This is a genomic window from Ectobacillus sp. OTK, from assembly GCF_059698935.1.
The window spans coordinates 2,249,503-2,266,983 of record NZ_AP048547.1 but is presented as its reverse complement, the minus strand read 5'-3'; the positions used below and the strand labels follow the sequence as shown (position 1 = coordinate 2,266,983).

The 17,481-nt window shown below is 42.6% G+C and carries 19 protein-coding genes and 1 pseudogene; 4 read left to right on the top strand and 16 right to left on the bottom strand.

What is annotated here, in order from left to right; genetic code table 11:
* Window positions 1-16 precede the first annotated feature (16 nt).
* Complete coding sequence (locus AC6HZ4_RS11015; RefSeq protein ID WP_497495034.1) at window positions 17-532, top strand: Crp/Fnr family transcriptional regulator; 516 nt, start codon at window positions 17-19, stop codon at window positions 530-532.
* Between the two features lie 150 nt (window positions 533-682).
* Here AC6HZ4_RS11015 and hmpA read toward each other — a convergent pair whose 3' ends face one another.
* Together hmpA and AC6HZ4_RS11005 are read right to left on the bottom strand one after the other, a co-directional pair.
* Window positions 683-1,888, bottom strand: coding sequence for an NO-inducible flavohemoprotein (hmpA, locus tag AC6HZ4_RS11010; protein ID WP_497495667.1), 1,206 nt, complete (start codon window positions 1,886-1,888; stop codon window positions 683-685).
* A 265-nt stretch (window positions 1,889-2,153) separates the two neighbouring features.
* Complete coding sequence (locus AC6HZ4_RS11005) at window positions 2,154-2,678, bottom strand: hypothetical protein (RefSeq protein ID WP_497495033.1); 525 nt, start codon at window positions 2,676-2,678, stop codon at window positions 2,154-2,156.
* Window positions 2,679-2,941: 263 nt separating this feature from the next.
* Between AC6HZ4_RS11005 and AC6HZ4_RS11000 the strand changes: the two genes are divergently transcribed.
* The gene (locus AC6HZ4_RS11000; RefSeq protein ID WP_497495032.1) at window positions 2,942-3,148 is read left to right on the top strand and encodes a hypothetical protein; all 207 of its coding nucleotides are present in this window, start codon (window positions 2,942-2,944) and stop codon (window positions 3,146-3,148) included.
* A gap of 741 nt (window positions 3,149-3,889) precedes the next feature.
* Here AC6HZ4_RS11000 and AC6HZ4_RS10995 read toward each other — a convergent pair.
* From AC6HZ4_RS10995 to AC6HZ4_RS10970, 6 genes are all read right to left on the bottom strand, one after another.
* Window positions 3,890-4,405, bottom strand: coding sequence for a transporter (locus AC6HZ4_RS10995; protein ID WP_497495031.1), 516 nt, complete (start codon window positions 4,403-4,405; stop codon window positions 3,890-3,892).
* Between the two features lie 114 nt (window positions 4,406-4,519).
* Window positions 4,520-5,152: a response regulator gene (locus AC6HZ4_RS10990; protein WP_497495030.1), complete on the bottom strand. Its 633-nt coding sequence runs from the start codon at window positions 5,150-5,152 to the stop codon at window positions 4,520-4,522.
* A gap of 3 nt (window positions 5,153-5,155) precedes the next feature.
* The gene (locus tag AC6HZ4_RS10985) at window positions 5,156-6,205 is read right to left on the bottom strand and encodes a sensor histidine kinase (RefSeq protein ID WP_497495666.1); all 1,050 of its coding nucleotides are present in this window, start codon (window positions 6,203-6,205) and stop codon (window positions 5,156-5,158) included.
* The gene (gene liaF, locus AC6HZ4_RS10980) at window positions 6,205-6,939 is read right to left on the bottom strand and encodes a cell wall-active antibiotics response protein LiaF (RefSeq protein ID WP_497495029.1); all 735 of its coding nucleotides are present in this window, start codon (window positions 6,937-6,939) and stop codon (window positions 6,205-6,207) included. Before liaF ends, AC6HZ4_RS10985 begins: the two co-directional genes overlap by 1 nt.
* Before the next feature lie 233 nt (window positions 6,940-7,172).
* Window positions 7,173-7,811, bottom strand: coding sequence for a PspA/IM30 family protein (locus AC6HZ4_RS10975; RefSeq protein WP_497495028.1), 639 nt, complete (start codon window positions 7,809-7,811; stop codon window positions 7,173-7,175).
* 19 nt (window positions 7,812-7,830) lie between these two features.
* Entirely contained in the window at window positions 7,831-8,184 is a 354-nt protein-coding gene (locus tag AC6HZ4_RS10970; RefSeq protein ID WP_497495027.1) for a lmo0954 family membrane protein, read from the bottom strand.
* A 189-nt stretch (window positions 8,185-8,373) separates the two neighbouring features.
* Between AC6HZ4_RS10970 and AC6HZ4_RS10965 the strand changes: the two genes are divergently transcribed.
* Window positions 8,374-8,826, top strand: a complete 453-nt coding sequence (locus AC6HZ4_RS10965; protein ID WP_497495026.1) for a WapI family immunity protein — start codon at window positions 8,374-8,376, stop codon at window positions 8,824-8,826.
* Between the two features lie 32 nt (window positions 8,827-8,858).
* Here AC6HZ4_RS10965 and gltP read toward each other — a convergent pair whose 3' ends face one another.
* Window positions 8,859-10,127, bottom strand: a complete 1,269-nt coding sequence (gltP, locus tag AC6HZ4_RS10960) for a glutamate/aspartate:proton symporter GltP (protein ID WP_497495025.1) — start codon at window positions 10,125-10,127, stop codon at window positions 8,859-8,861.
* A 586-nt stretch (window positions 10,128-10,713) separates the two neighbouring features.
* Here gltP and AC6HZ4_RS10955 point away from each other — a divergent pair.
* A complete protein-coding gene (locus tag AC6HZ4_RS10955) occupies window positions 10,714-11,967 on the top strand; it encodes a murein hydrolase activator EnvC family protein (protein WP_497495024.1) in 1,254 nt (417 codons plus the stop codon).
* Window positions 11,968-12,225: 258 nt separating this feature from the next.
* Here the strand turns inward: AC6HZ4_RS10955 and AC6HZ4_RS10950 are convergent, their stop codons facing one another.
* The 7 genes and pseudogenes from AC6HZ4_RS10950 to cysP all read right to left on the bottom strand — a co-directional run bounded on the left by AC6HZ4_RS10950 (window position 12,226) and on the right by cysP (window position 17,471).
* A complete protein-coding gene (locus AC6HZ4_RS10950) occupies window positions 12,226-12,822 on the bottom strand; it encodes an NAD(P)-binding protein (protein WP_497495023.1) in 597 nt (198 codons plus the stop codon).
* Entirely contained in the window at window positions 12,791-13,549 is a 759-nt protein-coding gene (locus AC6HZ4_RS10945; RefSeq protein ID WP_497495022.1) for a sirohydrochlorin chelatase, read from the bottom strand. Before AC6HZ4_RS10945 ends, AC6HZ4_RS10950 begins: the two co-directional genes overlap by 32 nt.
* A complete protein-coding gene (cobA, locus tag AC6HZ4_RS10940) occupies window positions 13,550-14,326 on the bottom strand; it encodes a uroporphyrinogen-III C-methyltransferase (protein WP_497495021.1) in 777 nt (258 codons plus the stop codon).
* Between the two features lie 31 nt (window positions 14,327-14,357).
* Window positions 14,358-14,456 (bottom strand): annotated as a pseudogene (locus tag AC6HZ4_RS10935) (DUF3906 family protein); the annotation flags it as partial.
* Window positions 14,457-14,661: 205 nt separating this feature from the next.
* On the bottom strand, window positions 14,662-15,255 hold the full coding sequence (gene cysC / locus AC6HZ4_RS10930) for an adenylyl-sulfate kinase (protein ID WP_497495020.1): 594 nt from the start codon (window positions 15,253-15,255) through the stop codon (window positions 14,662-14,664).
* Between the two features lie 12 nt (window positions 15,256-15,267).
* Window positions 15,268-16,416 (bottom strand): sulfate adenylyltransferase, encoded by a 1,149-nt coding sequence (gene sat / locus AC6HZ4_RS10925; protein ID WP_497495018.1) that lies wholly within the window; start codon window positions 16,414-16,416, stop codon window positions 15,268-15,270.
* Window positions 16,413-17,471 carry a sulfate permease gene (gene cysP / locus AC6HZ4_RS10920; RefSeq protein WP_497495017.1) on the bottom strand — a complete coding sequence of 353 codons (1,059 nt, stop codon included), beginning with the start codon at window positions 17,469-17,471 and terminating at the stop codon, window positions 16,413-16,415. The genes sat and cysP overlap by 4 nt, the downstream gene beginning before the upstream one ends.
* Window positions 17,472-17,481: the final 10 nt, after the last annotated feature.

Sequence of the window (17,481 nt, the reverse complement as noted above, 5' to 3'; positions counted from 1 at the left end):
TAAAGAGGTGCTGATATTGATTATACATAAAGGAGAAGTGTTATTTCATCAGGGGCAAGAAGGACCTCTCTACTTTATAAAAAGCGGTCTATTAAAAGTTGTTCGTCTGCAAGAAGATGGTACACCTTTTTTATTTAACATTATTGGTCCAGGTGAAACAATTCCCCATCACTCCTTGCTTTCACCAAAAGAATACCATGGTACTGCCATTGCTCTTGTGAAAACAGAGGTAGAGCCTCTCCAAACTAGTTTGTGGTATGAACAGCTGCGCAGCAACCCGCAACGCTATGCAGATATTGCGCTTCAGCTTCAAGAAAAGCTGCGTATGATGCAGCTGCGCATCGATCAGCTAACGACCATATCTCCGAAGGAACGGCTCATGCGTCTTGAGGAATGGTTTTCCACTTATTTGACCGAGATTCCAATTTATGAAATTTTAACACAAACAGAAATTGCACAGCTTATCGGTTTGCGCCGTGAAACAGTAAACCGGCTGCTGCGGGAACAAAAAAAAGCTAACAAAGAAGCATAAGCCCTTTGCTAGCTTTTTTGCACTTTAAGAAAGTATAAATTTCCAGCTAGAAGTGAATTCGACGCAGCAGGAAATTTTAAAAATAAAGTATAAGTGCAACTGCGCCTCTGTCTTCGCCTAACAGCTCGCCAGTCAGCGAGTTTTCTTTATCTATTCTAAAGATGCTGCAGGACCGAAGAATTCAAAGTGAATGTTCTCTGGTGCAACGTTCCACTCTTTTAAAATAGTATTCATTTGCTTCATAAACGGGATAGGTCCACAGAAATAAAATTCTGCTTCGTTAGACGGTAATACAGATTGCAGCCATTCTAGATCAATGAATCCTTCTTTTTGGAAGCTTTGCTGTTGTCTGTCTTCCTCTGTCGGTGCGGAGTACACTGTATATGCTGTTACATTGCTGTACTGACGAGCAGCCTGCTCAACATATTCCTTCATAGCATGTACCCTTCCATTTAGTGCTCCATGGATAAATGTAACGGAGCGATCCGGATACTTCTCAATCATTGTATTTAACATACTCATAAGCGGAGTAAAGCCAACACCGCCGCTCAGCAGCACAACAGGCAAACTTGTATTTGTCTGCAGCACAAAGTCTCCAGCTGGCGCACTTAACAGCAGTACATCCTCCTCTTTCACTTCATCATGCAAATAATTCGATACGACTCCAGATATACCATTGCTTTCTTCTCTTTTTACACTAATACGGTAATACTCTTTATCAGGAGCATCTGATAAGCTGTATTGGCGAATATATGTATGTTCCTGTCCAGGAATTTCTACCTTTACACTGACATATTGTCCTGGTTCAAACGAAGCAAGTGCTCTTCCATCCGTTGGTTGTAAGTAGAAAGAAGTAATCACTTCACTTTCCTTTACCTTTTTCGCAACAGTGAAGCTGCGAAATCCCTTCCAACCACCTGTTTGCCGCTCTGCTTGTTCATACATCTCCGCTTCTACCTGGATAAATACATCCGCAATTACACCGTAAGCTTCCGCCCAAGCATCAAGCACCTCCTGTGGTGCTCCTACTACTTCTTCAATCGCCCATAATAAGTTTTGTCCAACAATCGGATAGTGTTCCGCTTTAACCCCTAAGCTGCGATGCTTATGAGCAATTTGCTTTACAACCGGAAGAATCGTTTCAAGCTTATCGATATGAACTGCTGCTGCGTATACTGCATTCGCTAATGCCTCTGGCTGCCGTCCTTTCTTTTGATTTGCATGGTTAAAAATATTTAATAATTCTGGATGCTGAGTAAACAGCCTCTCATAAAAACGCTTCGTAATCTCCACACCGCGCTCCTGCAAAAGGGGCACAGTCGCTTTTATCGTTTGGATTGTTTTTTCACTCAACAAGGCCTTTGTTGCCATTTCGTTCCACCCCTGTATACATTTCTCTTCTTTCACACTTTATTATAGGGGATATGTGTAAAACAAGTTGTGATTGTAATCACTATACGCATGGTGATTTTGTGACAATCATGCGACAGTTGGGAGAATATAAGTCATTTAAAAGGTTGGATTCAACGATTTAATAACGCAGCGATAACTTAACAGCAACCAAAATGATACAATAAAATGAACAGCCAAAGAATAAAAAAAGACATGCTGCCGCATGCTTTTATTGTGAAACTGCTCGAATTGCCTCTTCTACTATTTTTACGTTTTCCTGCTTCTCAAACTCTGTATAATGCCATATATTCGTTTCAAGGCTGTATTGATTCACTAAAATATCTAAATCATGATAAATACGGTGCCCGTATACAACAAGCTGGATATTGCTTTTATCCATTCCTAGCTTAAGCGTTTCATAGGCGCGTGTTGCATCATGCTGCAGCCTTGTATCCTGAAGCTGTTTTGGGAAATCCTTTAATGCGGGCTCCTGCTCCTGAAACCACTGCTTCAGCTTCTTCCAATCACCCTCTGTATATGTATCGGCTTTACCGAAGTTCAAGAATGCATTTAAACTTTCATGTGTATCCCGAATGAACTGCAGTGACGCCCCCTTCTCGTCTACCTCCTGTTCTCCTAAAACGCTTGCTGCACTAATAGGACGATTTCCGTAATAAATAAACAACTCCTTTAATGCAACGTATCCTATTGCCATACACGCCAAGATTCCTAGTACAACCATCACCCGTTTCATTGTATCCACTCCTACTCATTTCACCCTCTGACTTACCACACGGCAAGTATATACGGTGTTCTTTGCTAATGTTTATAACGGCAGCACTGCATGAATGTTACATATATTACCAAAATAAGAAGATGTTGTAACATTCGATATAAATAAAAGCTTTTCCTTTCAAAATTGTTCTTGTAATTTCGACACTTTTTCCATATTACACTTATGATTTATCCATTTTTAACCAATACTAAATATGAAATTGTATGTAAGGAGGTGTTAGCTTGAGACTGCATTTGATTGTCATCGGACTTCTTTCATTTTTCGCTTCCATTCTCATTTTCTATATATTCGGAAGCCTTTTATCGATTGAATGGCTGCAGTACGATACGAACCATCCACTGCTTTCAGCTGAATTCTGGACGTCGCTTCTATTTGCACTCATCATTGGATTTTTAATGGTTCGAAAGTACAGCTCTAGACTGCAGTAGAAAGGCGCAAGCGCCCTGCTCAGCTAGCGCAGGCAAACAACCCGCCCACAAAACGCGCGGTTCGGGTAAAGCTGATGTACAGAAGCTCTCCGTATGCTCTTCAGCACTAAAGGCGCTTTTTACCTTTATGTGAAGGAAGTTATCTTACAAAAGGGAACAAGACAGAACCTAAGAAGCTATACGTTCCTGTCAAAAAAAGAAACCTTACCTGGCGGTAAGGTTTCTTTTCTATAATCTTGTCCTGCAACATTCCTGATACCCGCCATTGGCGGCCTGTGCCCTTCCGCATTTGACACAAACTACAAAACGAGAATGCTTTCCAAATATACTTCCCTTGTTAAACAGCAACGCTTCCGATTGCTTTAAAGAACGGGTGTGTGAAACATATAAAAATAATGTCACTATACTGGCGACAAGCAACAGAACTGATAGCAGCATTTCCGTCACCTCTTTAGTTTTGTTTAATCCCCTTTTGGGATTACATACTACATTCTGTAAAGGCGCAGTATATTCCTTCTGTTTGTTTTCTATATATTATTACATTATTAGCCAAAAAAACAAAAAAATTGACATATATGCAGCTTGATTTCGTTTTAGTAGTTCAATGCTGCCTTACAGAACATACAATTTTATATAAAAATATGGTCTAGGCTTTATCATCATACTAAAACTAGACAACGAAACAAAAATTAGACTTAATTCCGCAAAAAAAGCCTCCGTTCAACGGAAGGCTTTTGATACCTATCTACACTCATAATAGTCAATGTTATCAAGATCAATCCCTGTATATACCCATCTATATTGATTTCGTCTCCAGCGGTAGCCAGCGACAGACGTACGTCCGACAAACACTGGATAAAACCAGAAGCTTCTGCCGTTTCGCAGCCAAATATACGTATAACGATACAAGCAGCCTCTTATACCACCTGGATCAACTGCATATGCCATAAACTGCGGCTTTTGCGGTGTATACGAAGGAGGAGGACTTTGCGGTGATCCTTGCTGGGCTCCTTGTCCCTGCCCTGGCGGATACGGAGGGTAGCCTCCACCTCCCTGCCCCGGTGGATACGGAGGATAGCCTCCACCTCCCTGCCCCGGTGGATACGGAGGATAGCTCCCACCTCCCTGCCCCGGTGGATATATTCCTGGAAGAAACGGCGGATAGGAACCAGAAGGAGTCAAGGGCGAAATTTGTGGTTGCGGTCGTAGCGGCTGTAGCGGTCTGTCTCCGTAAGAAAAATACGGATCATAATACATAAGTCTTCACCTCTTTTAGAATCGGCAATCTCTACCTTTTGTAAATGTATGTAAAGAGAACTTGCCTGTTTCTGGCTTCTCGCATAAAAGGGCTCGACCTAGTTTTTCTCCCCCCTACTTGGTTAACTGATGGCGAAATGCATAAATTACCGCCTGCGTACGGTCACTTACGTTCAATTTATTTAAAATATTACTCACATGTGTTTTCACTGTTTTTAACGCAATAAACAGTTCATCAGCAATTTCTTGATTTGATTTTCCCTCAGCAATGAGCAACAGAATTTCCCGCTCACGCTCCGTCAACTCCTCATGCGGCTTGTACTCCTGCTTTTGGCGCATTTTGGACATCATTTTTCCTGTTACCTTCGGCTCGAGCACAGTTTCTCCTCTGTACGTTGCTCGCAGTGCATCAGCAATATCGCTCGCTCGCGATGTTTTCAGCATATAGCTTGCTGCCCCCGCTTCAATAACAGGATACAGCTTTTCATCATCTAAAAAACTCGTCACGACAACGATTTTAGCAGTGGGCCACTCTTGTATAATACGCTTTGTTGCCTCCACGCCATCCATTTCATCCATCACTAAATCCATTAAGATAATATCGGGACGAAGCGCCAGCGCCAGCTCAACTCCTCGCTTTCCATTTTCCGCCTCTCCTACAACCTCGATATCTGGCTGCGTAGACAAATAAGCAGCCACCCCCATACGAACCATCTCATGATCATCTACAAGCAATACTCGAATCATCGTCTATCCCTCCTCCCGCGCAATAATGGGAATCTTCACTTCCAATTGCGTTCCTTTGTGTGGAAAGCTAAGAATTTTAAATGTACCTCCAATTTCCTGCGAACGCTCTTGCATGGACTGCAAGCCATATGAACCCGCTTTACGCTGCGAAACATCAAATCCAATACCATCATCCATCATCTTTAAAATTGCATACTGCCCAAACCGCCGAAAACGAAGCTCCATTTTATTCGCCTTGCTATGACGAAGCGTATTGGATAGCGCTTCCTGTACAATACGAAATAAATGATCCTCTACTCCTTTTTCTAAATCAATTTGTTCAATATGCCAGGATAGGTGGATATGCTGCTTGCGCGAAAGCTCTGTTAACAGTTCTTCTATCCCATCCTTCAGCTTCTTTCCTTCAAGCTGTACAGGACGTAAATGCAGCAAAAGGGCACGCATTTCCGTTTGTGCATTTATCACCATTTGCTCTACAAGCTGCAGCTGCTTGCTTACCGCTTCCGAATTTCGATCATTCTGTGCATTCACCGCAGACATCATCATAGACATAGCAAACAGCTGCTGACTGACAGAATCATGCAGGTCGCGCGCCAATCGCTGCCGCTCCTCGGAAATCGTCGCCTGCTTCATTTCCTCGCTCCATTCAGCCCGCTCATTTGTCAGCTTTTGAAATAATCCAGCCTGCTCCTCTAAACGATGAGAGAGCGCCACAATACGCTTGCCAATAGAGCTTAGTTCATCTTCCGCAGTAAAGAGAGCCTCCTTCGGATAACTTCCACGTTCAATCTCCAGCAAAACGGCGGAAATTTCATTTAAGCGACGCTTTGTATATTGTTCAATCGAGTAGCCGACCACAGCACCGAACAAGCCGCTTCCGCCAATTACAAACAAAATCATTGGAACAGATGCAGCCTCCCGCTCTACTAAAAATTCATATACTGGCTGATTGCTTTTCCAAGCATATACAATCGTTGCAAAAAGCGAGACGCCGAGACAAGACAAAATCGAATAGTTAAAATATGTCCATGGAAAACTAGATGGTTTCCCTATCATACATACCTCACCTCCGTATCACCAACAAGAAGCGAAGAGATGATTTTTACTCGTCTCGGAGCCTCCCTGTACTGCTCTGTTTGAAAGATGAGATTTCGGTTCCATCCCTTTTCCTCATGACCGCACGCAGAAATGCGGCCAAGCAGCATAGAATGGTTCAAGGATAGCTCAATATCGTACGGTACATACAAACGGATATTGCCGACAAGACCGTGGATCACAATGACTGTTTCCCCCTCAGGAATCATTGCTGTCGTTAAATCAATTTGGACATCACCTACTCCATAGCGGATATTAATATCCTCAAGCTCGTAGACACGATCCATTACCCTGTAATTTCCGACAAACATATTTTTTAAAAACGGTTCGAACCGCAGCACTGCAGAGCTAGGGCCTGGGGCTTCCTTTGTCTCAATTTGCAGCACGGTCGGCCGCCTTCTGCTTTGAAGCAGTTCATAACCCATATAAATAATTCCGCTTGCAAGCAGCAGCTGAAACGCAGCAGAAGAGAACACATGTATAATAAAAATAAGGGCACCGATGGATAGAAGAATGGTTCCTCGTTTTCGTTTTCCTTTACTGCGGTAATTCCGGCCCACTAGGATCATCACAATTGAAAAAACAAGGGCAACCGGTGCAAACTTGTGTGTAATGATATCAAGGAGAAGTCCAATTCCAAACAAAATGGCGGCAATCGCGACAATTTCCGTTTTCAGCAGCTTCCGTTTCATACCGCTCTCCCCCTTTCCCTGTTGTGCTAAAGAAAACTTGGCTAACGCCAAGCCTTGTAAAAGTTGGAGGTAGCCTAGTTGTACTTATACTTTATACTTAAAATTTCCCACTATGTCGAATTACTTCCCAGTTAGGAAATTTATGCTTTCTTAAAGAATGAAACAGAAGAAAAGGAATTGTTATGCAATTCCTTTTCTTCTCTACTATATCATAAGCTGCTAGACAATGTATGTTATGAATGAGCAGATTCTTTCAATTCTTTTTCAAGCTTAGCAATTCTGTAATCAAACGTGTCTCGCTCATATGCCTCATTTACTCGAAGCTCCAGTTCGCGCATATACTCTTCAATCTCTTCAAAGCGCATAAACGGGTTGTCTTTAGACATTTTGCCAAGCGTATCATGAATGCGGCGGTTGGCATGCGCCATATTCTCACGTGCCATAAGTTCCATCCGCTTTGTATGCATTTCCTTCAGCTTATTTTTCATCTCAGCAAGCTGGCGCTGTAATTCTTCAACCTGCTCTGCGGTTTTCGTATGTGCATCCGCCAAACGTGATGCTTGCCCTTCATAATATTCCGCTTCCTTCCATGCTCTCGCCTCTAAATCAGCTGCGCCCGCTTGACGCGCGATATCCGCCTGCTGCTTCCGTTTTTCTGCCATGTATGTCGCCTGCTCCTTCTCGCGAAGAAAATTTGTCTTCAGCATGCTATGACGTTCAATTAGCTGTTCAATTTTTTTCGTCTCTCGTTCGCCATCGCGTAAGTATTGATTGAGGAGAGCAATTGGATTTTGACGCTCCTTCTCATCAAGCGCACTGTGGAGATCCGCCATTACAATATTACGAATTCGTTGGAATAAGGATTGTTTCATACATATCTCTTCCCTTCTCTTAATAATGTTTCATTACATGTTCCCATTCATCTTCAAAATTACGAAACGATTTGTACGTATCTTCACGTTTTCCGCCGCAGCGTTTACTCTTACAATTGCGATACCCGTAATATAGCAAAGCAATCGCTCCGACCCCAATAATAGCCGGAAAATTCCCAAGGACAACGGACAAACCGATTAACCCAATAATGCCCCAGAAAAATTTTCCTAGCAGCGAATCTGCTTTCAGGAATGACTTAAAGCTCCAATACGCAATGGCTGCTCCAATTAATAAGCCTACAATATGACCGAGCGTGGCAAGCGCAATGATAACGAGCACTCCTGCTGCTAAAAAGGTGAGAAATTTTTTCATACCTTATTGCCTCCCTTCGTTTTGATACTCTTATCCTATCTGAAACGAAGCACCCCTATAACGAACTAGAGAACGGTTTTCACTCAGACTTTAGACCGATTTCACTCTCGGACTCGCAAAGTTTTCTATTGCACCGCTCCCAAAACCGTTGTAACGTAAAGGAGACAATTCTATCGTGAGGTGGGCATAATGAAATTCTCTTCTGAAGCAAAGACGTTGTCACTTCTAATACATAACTACCAGTTTCCAGAACTAAACGGTAAAAATAGTTCATCTGAATTTGACTATGATGCAAATTGGTTAAATGTGATGCTAACATTAAGAGAGGGAAACTCGACTTTCGTACAAATCGATCCATTTTTGCTGACAACAGAAGTCGAAGAAATCATGCACTGGCTCCAATCTCTCCCAAATCCATCTGTACCGGTACTCTCTTTTACAGAACCAAGCTTTGAGCTGGAATTTCTCGGCAAACACTCCTCGCAGCTTCATATCCGCATTACACTCTGTTCAGAGCTTCTTCCGCCCTGGTCAAACAATAAAACCAGGTATGCAGCAGAATTTGCTACTACAGCCGAGGAAATTCAAGAATGCGTTCGCTCCTTATATACGCAGCTTCTCAACTACCCCGTGCGCTCTTAATAAAAAAAATCCCCGTGATACCGGGGATTTTTTTAAGAAGCTTGTACTTCCCTTATATATTCTTGTCCTTTTGCTCTGTTATATTGCCCTTCCCATTTGGACATAATAACAGCTGCAAGTGAGTTTCCGACTACATTTACAGCCGTACGCGCCATATCCATGATACGGTCGATACCCGCGATAAATGCCAAGCCTTCTGCCGGAATACCGACGGAGCCTAACGTCGCTAATAAAACAACGAACGATACACCTGGTACACCCGCAATTCCTTTAGAAGTAACCATCAGTACAAGCAACAATGTGATTTGCTGAGATAATGACATATCAATTCCATACATTTGCGCTAAAAACATAGCCGCAATCGCTTGGTATAACGTAGAGCCATCAAGATTAAAAGAATAGCCTGTCGGAATAACGAATGATGTAACTGCCTTTGGACATCCAAATTTCTCCATTTTTTCAATAATTTTCGGCAACACTGTCTCAGAGCTTGCAGTGGAGTATGCCAAAATGAGCTCGTCCTTTAGAAGCTTAATAAATTGAAAAATATTCACGCCTACTAGCTTCGCAACAAGCCCTAACACGATGATTACAAAAAAGAACATCGCGCCGTAAACGACTAACACTAATTTTCCAAGAGGAATAAGCGATGCAACACCGAATTTTGAGACTGTAACACCAATTAACGCAAATACGCCAAATGGCGCGAATTTCATAATTTGATTTGTTGCATAAAACATCGCATCCGCTGTTCCTTGGAAAAACTGCAGTACCGGCTTTCCTTTTTCGCCAATTGCTGCGATTCCTAAACCGAACATAACGGAAAAGAAAATAATCGCAAGCATGTCGCCTTTTGCTAGCGAATCAATAATATTCGTCGGCACAATATTCACAAATGTGTCTATAAACGAATGACTTTCAACCTGCTCTGTTGTGTCCACATACGCAGAAATATCAGATTTTTGCAGGTTCTTCATGTCTACGCCAGCACCAGGCTGAAGCACATTTGCAAAAAGTAATCCAATCACAATAGCCAAGGTTGTAATTGCTTCAAAATAAAGCAAGGTTTTGCCGCCAAGTTGTCCCAGCTTCTTCATGTCACCTACGCCTGCAACACCTACAACAATACTGGATACAACAATCGGTACAACAATCATCTTAATTAAACGAATAAAAATATCACCAATTGGTTTTAAATACTGAACAACTGCCGGGTTGCCATAAAATATTGCTCCAACCGCAATTCCGGCGATCAAACCAATCACAATTTGCCAAGCTAGTCCTAATTTCTTTTTCTGCATGGCGATACCCCCTTCTTGGAAAACTTTTATCTATGCATTACTTGCAAAAAGAGCGAACAATTCGTTTCTTAACACTTTTACTGTACTTTTCTATGTTGTTTCTACACCGATAATCATAATAACAAAAAATTAGCAATATCGCAATCTATCGATTATATTCCAGAATATTTTTATCATTCAAACAAAATATTTTTTCTGCCTTTCTTTCTTCACCTGAACAGTTTTATATAAACTGCCTCCACAAATAATCATTTTTCAAGAATAATATCCTCTATGGCGTATAATGTGGCAGGAAAGCCATTTTCTTTTCATTTAGCTTTTTATCAGAATATAAAATAATCTAATAAAAATACATACACTATTAGTGATATACTTTTTATCAAGATAACGTTATATATTGTGATTTCTATTACAAAATAACTTAACCTCTTATTTTTTACACAAATTCCCTCTATTTCATGTAACTTCATTACACTTCCATAAAAAAACTAATATTATATTAAAATTTTTTACATTATAGTGAAAGTAATAGATTCTCTCCTCATTCTATGGTATAAAAATACGGTAGAGAAAGGAGAAAACAACTATGAATAAACATACTGTTTTCAGCGTACTAGCGACTGGAGCCTTTTTACTTGCTCCAACAGCTTCTATATATGCAGAAACCAACCAAGATAAATTAAATAGCATTGAATCGCAATTAAACGGAACATCTCAACAGCTAGAAAATAAGCAGCAGGAAAAACAGCAAATTGAACAGGAAATTGCAGCACTTCAGCAGAAAATAGATGAATTGAATGCAGCAATTACTACAACAGAGCAGGAACTAGCGACAATTGAACAACAGATTCAGGAAACAGAAGCTTTAATTGAAGAGAAAAATCGCCATATCGCTTATTTACAAGTGCAAATTGAAAAACGGCAGGCTGTCATTGATCAGCGTCTGCGCACGCTGCAGGAGCAGCCGCGCAGCACCTTAATTACAGAGTTGATTATTAACTCTAAAAACCTAGCGGATTTATTGGAGAATATGTATTCAGTGTCGCTTATATTAGATTCTGATAATGATATTTTACAAGAGCAGGCACGCGATAAAGAAACTGTAGAGAATGAGCAGAGAGTGGTAAAAGAAAAGGAAGCAGAATTGCAGAAGCAAAAAGAAATACAACTGCAAAAGCAGCAGCAGCAGGCCGCCGATAAACAGCAGCAGGAAGTACTTATGAATGACATGCATACAAAGCTGTCGCAAACAATGGAAGAAATCGAAAGCACAGAAGAAACAAAAGCGATTTTAGAAGCGCAAAGACAAGCGACCCAGCAGCTTGTGGAAGCGGACAAACGTGCAGCTGAAGAGGCAGCACAGGCAGCGCAGGCTGCAGAGAATGCAAGAAAGGCAGCTGCACCTTCTTCTGGAACATCGATTCAAAATAGTGCAGCAGCAATCAATCCAGGCGGTTTCATCAAACCTGCAGCAGGTGCTTTCACATCAGGTTTCGGCCAACGCTGGGGTAAACTGCATGCAGGTGTGGATATTGCGGCACCTGGAACAGTGCCGGTTATGGCAGCCGCAGATGGTGTTGTGATCCGGGCGTATTATTCGCAAAGCTACGGGAATGTTGTGTTTATTTCGCACCGCATCAAAGGACAAACCTACACAACTGTATATGCACACTTAAGCAGCTATTCTGTCGGAACAGGACAAACAGTGAAGCAAGGCCAGCAAATTGGAATTATGGGCAATACAGGTGCATCGCAAGGCCAGCATCTTCACTTTGAATTGCATGTGGGAGAATGGAACCAATCGAAGAGTAATGCAGTAAATCCAATGCCGTACTTATAGTAACACAAATACAGCCTATTTTCTTGCTAGACATCTTCGAAAAACCTATGCTTTCCTCATGGAAAAAGGACCCAAGTTGAACATTTCAACCAAGGTCCTTTTTTCATTCATTTACATCCCCTAACTAAATGTTCGGCTGCTTGCTAGGAAAAAACATAACCCCTCAAGGCTTGTCTCATTTCTAGTGGATAAAACTCGAGTTGGTCAAACGGCAGCCAGTCCCCTAAACAAAGAACTATAATAATGATAGTACATCCCTTATAAACCTTCTAAAAACTGCTGCTGTTTTTCTACAGATCCTATATATTCCGGTTTTAGCACTTCCTGCAGCAATACATTCCGTGCTGCTTTGCTGTGAACAGAAGCTTTCACTCTTATCCGGCATTCATATAAAAAATCTAAATACTGCTCATACTCTTCTCCATATGCAGCCGACAGGTCATCCCGAATTTTTTTTGCCAACTTCGGACTAGCACCGCCAGTAGAAACAGCAATCATTAACCTGCCGCGCTCAAATGCAGCCGGAAGATGCACATTTCCTGCATTCGGGTCCGTAATGACGTTTACGAGCTGATTCTCGTCCGCTTCCGCTGCAATTCGGGCGTTAAGCTCCGCATCATCCGTCGCTGCAATAACAAGAAGCGCCCCGACAAGATCTGATTTTTCATATGTCTTCGCAAGCCACGTAATGCGCCCCTCTTCTGCCAGTTTTTGCACCTTCCCATCAGCCTCGGGACTAACGACTGTTACACGTGCTCCTTCCCTAACAAGCGGCCCGATTTTAAAAAGGGCTACCTTACCGCCGCCAACGACAACAACGCATTTATTCTGTATATGCAGCGCAAGTGGGTACATACTCTTCTCCCTCCATTGCTTCCTGTACGCGCGCGGCAAGAACCTTGCGCAAATTCGGATGATAGCCTAGATAATCACATAATATAAGTTCTTCTCGACTTAGCTTCTTAATCTTTCGTTCCATTGTTTTCATCAGAATACCTGTAAACAATAAGTATGGCACAACAAACACCTGTTTATGACCTGATGCAAGCGCCATCTCCAGCCCTTGCTCAAATGTTGGCTCCGCTGCTGCCAAAAAGCAAATATCGACCTTCTGAAACGGATATGTATGCTGTAATCGTAAAGCTATTTCCTTCATATCACGTTTTACATCCGGATCACTGCTGCCTCGTCCAACGAGCAATACCATCGCATCCTCAGCAACACGTCCCTTACCAATTCGCTCCATCAAAATCGATACAATTTCATCGTGTACGCCAAATGGATCACCATACGTTAAGGTTACATCAGGATAATACTGCTTTACTTTTGCTAATTCATTCGGGATATCCTCTTTCGCATGTGCGGCAGTGAGCAATAAAACCGGCACCGCCGCAATATGTGTTGCACCTCTTTCCACACATGCTCGGAAGCCAGCTTCAATGGACGGCTCCGCTAATTCCAAAAAGCATACCTCCTGAATCGGTACATCTACGTCAGCCATTGCTTGAGAGACAAAGAAGCGCGCTTCTTCGCACGCTTCCTTCACCCTGCTGCCGTGGCAAATGTATAATACTGCCTGCATTTACAACGCCCCGCTTGCATAGTAATTTTTGGATGACTGTTGTTCAAACCATTGAATCTTGTCCCGGTAACGAACGACCTCGCCAACAATAATCATGCTCGGATTTTGTACTTCTTCCTTTTGCGCGATGGTGACAATCGTTCCTAATGTTCCCGTTACTGTACGCTGTGATACAGTTGTACCCCATTCAACAAGTGCGACCGGTGTCTGCTCACTTTTTCCATGTTGCAATAGCTTGCCGCAAATATACGGAAGATTGCTTACACCCATGTAAATCGCTAGCGTATCAATTCCCTTCGCTAGACTCTCCCATTTTGTATCCTCTTCCTGGCCCTCGCGGCGGTGACCCGTAACGATGGCAAAGCTAGCGCCGGCATCACGATGGGTGACTGGAATACCAGCGTAGGCAGGGGCGGCAATACCAGACGTAATGCCGGGAACGATTTCAAACACAATGCCATTTTCGGCTAACGTCTCCGCTTCCTCAGCGCCGCGTCCAAATACAAACGGATCTCCACCCTTGAGCCGTGTTACCGTTTTTCCTTTTTTCGCATGCTTTACAAGGTGAGCGTTGATCGTTTCCTGCTGCATAATGTGGTAGTTGGGAAGCTTGCCGCAAAAAATCAACTCCGCATCCGGCTTTGCATGAGACAACAGCTCCTCATTTACGAGCCTATCATATAAAATGACATCAGCCTGCTGAATGCACTTGAGTCCCTTCACCGAAATCAAGTCCGGATCACCCGGTCCTGCTCCAACAATGTACACCTTTCCCACTTTGCCACCTCCACAGTCTATTCTCCTGTCCGTAAATGACAAAGCCTGCCCCTTTACGAATTGTCTTCTTCTCATAAAGAGAAATATCTTCAATGTCAGGAAGCTTGAGAAAATATTTCTCAAGCTCCACTCGACAAGATCGCATGAAGGAAATACAATTAATTTTCCCGTTTGCTGCATTATATAGGTTTGTGCTGATTGCTATTTTTTATAGTTACACAAAAAGGTTTGCGAACTCGTCGTTATGCCAAAAGAGTTCATATACCTCTTTCACGATTGGTCTGGGTCAATACCCGTAAGCGGATTTCCAACAATGATTCTTGTATAAAATCCCCTTAAATAAATTGTTTATTTTTCAAATATTGAATAACTTGCTCCGCACATTCTTCGATCGAATGTAAGTGTGTGGAAACAACAATTTCAGGATTTTCTGGCTCTTCATACGGAGAATCGATACCTGTAAATTGTTTAATCTCGCCGTTACGCGCCTTTTTATATAAGCCTTTTGGATCGCGCTTTTCGCACTCTTCAATTGGGCAGCTTACAAATACTTCAATAAACTCGTCCGCCTCTAAAATATTACGCACCTGCGCACGATCCGCACGGAACGGAGAAATAAAAGCTGTTAGCACGATTGTGCCGCTGTCTACAAACAGCTTCGCTACTTCGCCAATGCGGCGAATATTTTCTGTACGTGCCTCTTCAGAAAAGCCTAAATCTTTATTTAAGCCGTGACGAATATTGTCTCCATCTAATACATAGTTGCCAATTTTTTCTTGGAATAGCTTACGCGCCACCGCATTGGCAAGCGTAGACTTGCCGGATGCGGATAAACCTGTAAACCAAAGAACAAAGCTATGATTGCCTTTTTGCTCGCGACGCTCCTGCTTGGAAACAGATGCCTCATGCCATGTAATGTTCGTACTCATTGCTTCTCCCCCTCAAGCGTTCACTGGCTGCTCTTGCATGCCGCGAATTAATACTTCTACCACTTCTTTACGGCTGAATGTGCTTGGCGGAAGCTGACCGCTGCGAAGCAATTCACGCACCTTTGTTCCAGATAAAATCACACGATCTTCAGCGCCATGCGGACATGTTTTCGAAGAAGCCATACCTTCGCATTTTGTGCAGTAGAAGCTATGCTCGAAGAATAACGGCTGAATTCCGAGCTCCTCTGCTGTGAAGTTAGAGAAGATATGCTGTGCATCATATGTGCCATAATAGTTGCCGACTCCTGCATGGTCACGGCCAACGATAAAGTGTGTACAGCCAAAGTTTTTTCGAACCATTGCGTGGAAAATTGCTTCGCGCGGTCCTGCATAACGCATTGCTGCAGGGAACACAGCTAAAAATACACGGTCCTCTGGATAGTAGTTCTTTAAGAGTACTTGGTAGCTTTCCATACGTACGTCAGCTGGAATATCATCAGATTTTGTTTCGCCTACAAGCGGATTTAAGAATAAGCCGTCTACGATTTCAAGCGCTGCTTTTTGAATGTATTCATGCGCGCGGTGAACCGGGTTACGTGTTTGGAATCCAACTACAGTTTTCCAACCAAGATCCTGGAATTTTTGACGTGTTTCAGCTGGATCTAAGCGGTACTCAGCAAATTGATCCTTCTCTGTACGTTTTACTAAAGTAATCGCTCCGCCTACATATACAGACGGGCGCTCCAGCATTTTCTTTACGCCTGGATGGGCAAGGTCTGTTGTGCGGTATACATTTTCCGCTTCTTTTTGTTTGTCTGGCACATAAATATCGCCAACTGTAAGTACGCCGTATGTTACGCCATCTTGTACTAGGCGCACCTCTTCACCTGCTGTAAGCTCATTTGCTTTTTCTTCTGTTACAGGAAGCGCGATTGGAATACTCCAAACTGTTCCATCAGCAAGACGCATACGTTCTACAACGGAATTGTAGTCTTCTTGATTTAAAAAGCCTGTTAGCGGGCTATATGCACCAACTGCGATTAACTCTAGGTCGCTAAGCGCGATATTGTCTAATTCGATTTCCTTTTGAATGTGCGCTGTGCTGTATGTTTCGTCTACGCGATTGATAAGAACACCGCCATGTGCTGCAATAGTTGTCATCTTGAAATTCCTCCTACTTCTTGTTTCGTATGTTTTAATAAGCTAATGACTCCAAGTGTTGCGATAATTCCTGCCCCAACAATAAAGATAGAATACAAATCGCTTTCTAGCAACAGTTTAATGCATGTATAGGAAACTAAAAGCGATAAAAACGGGGCAACAAACCAAACCTTGAGCATTTGCGAAACAACGCGTTTTTGAAAGACTTTCTTGCCATGCTGCGCGGAGCCCATGCCGATAATAGAAGAAGATGTAATTTGTGCAATCGGCAATGGAATTCCGAATAAAGCCGCTGTAATAACGAGAACCGAGCTGGTAGCAGACACAGAAATCCCCTCGATCAAAGAAACAGATGTAATTTTCTTCCCGTTTGTTTCTAATACTCTGCTTCCTAAAAGCAGTGCACCGAGGGCCACAAAAATACCGCCTAGAAGCAGTCCTGTTTCCACGGGAACCAAATGCGCTCCCACTAGCGGAGCAACTGCATTTGCTACGTTCTTCATCCCAGCCGAGTAAGCCTCGAAAAAACCTGTCACAATAACAAGAATTGTAAAAATCGGTTTCCATTTTCCTTTTTCCAAATCAGGATACTTGGAATTTAGTTTATGAATGAACTTTCCAGCAACATAAGTGATACTAAATGCTACGACAGGAGTGATAATCCAAAAGGCAACGATAAACAAAAGTTTCCCCACATATAATGCGTGGTATGCAATCCCAACTCCTGCAACAGCACCTATTGTAATCTCACTTGTAGAAAGCGGAATGCCAAGAATATTTGCCGTAAATAAGGCAATTGTTGCTGCAAGTAATGTAATAATAACGATTTTTACGGTAAAGATGTCTTCAGGGATAATGCCCGAGCTAATCGTTTTCGTAACCTTTTGTCCCCCAAAGACAGAACCAGCAATGATAGCAGCGCCGCATATGAGCAGCGCTACCCATTTCTTCTTGATGGCTCCTGAAGCATATGCTACCCCCATTGAGGCTGCTGCTCCGCTTGCCCCTATATTCATCGCGAATAATAACGCTGCACAAAATGCGAGAGCTACCATGTTTTCCCTT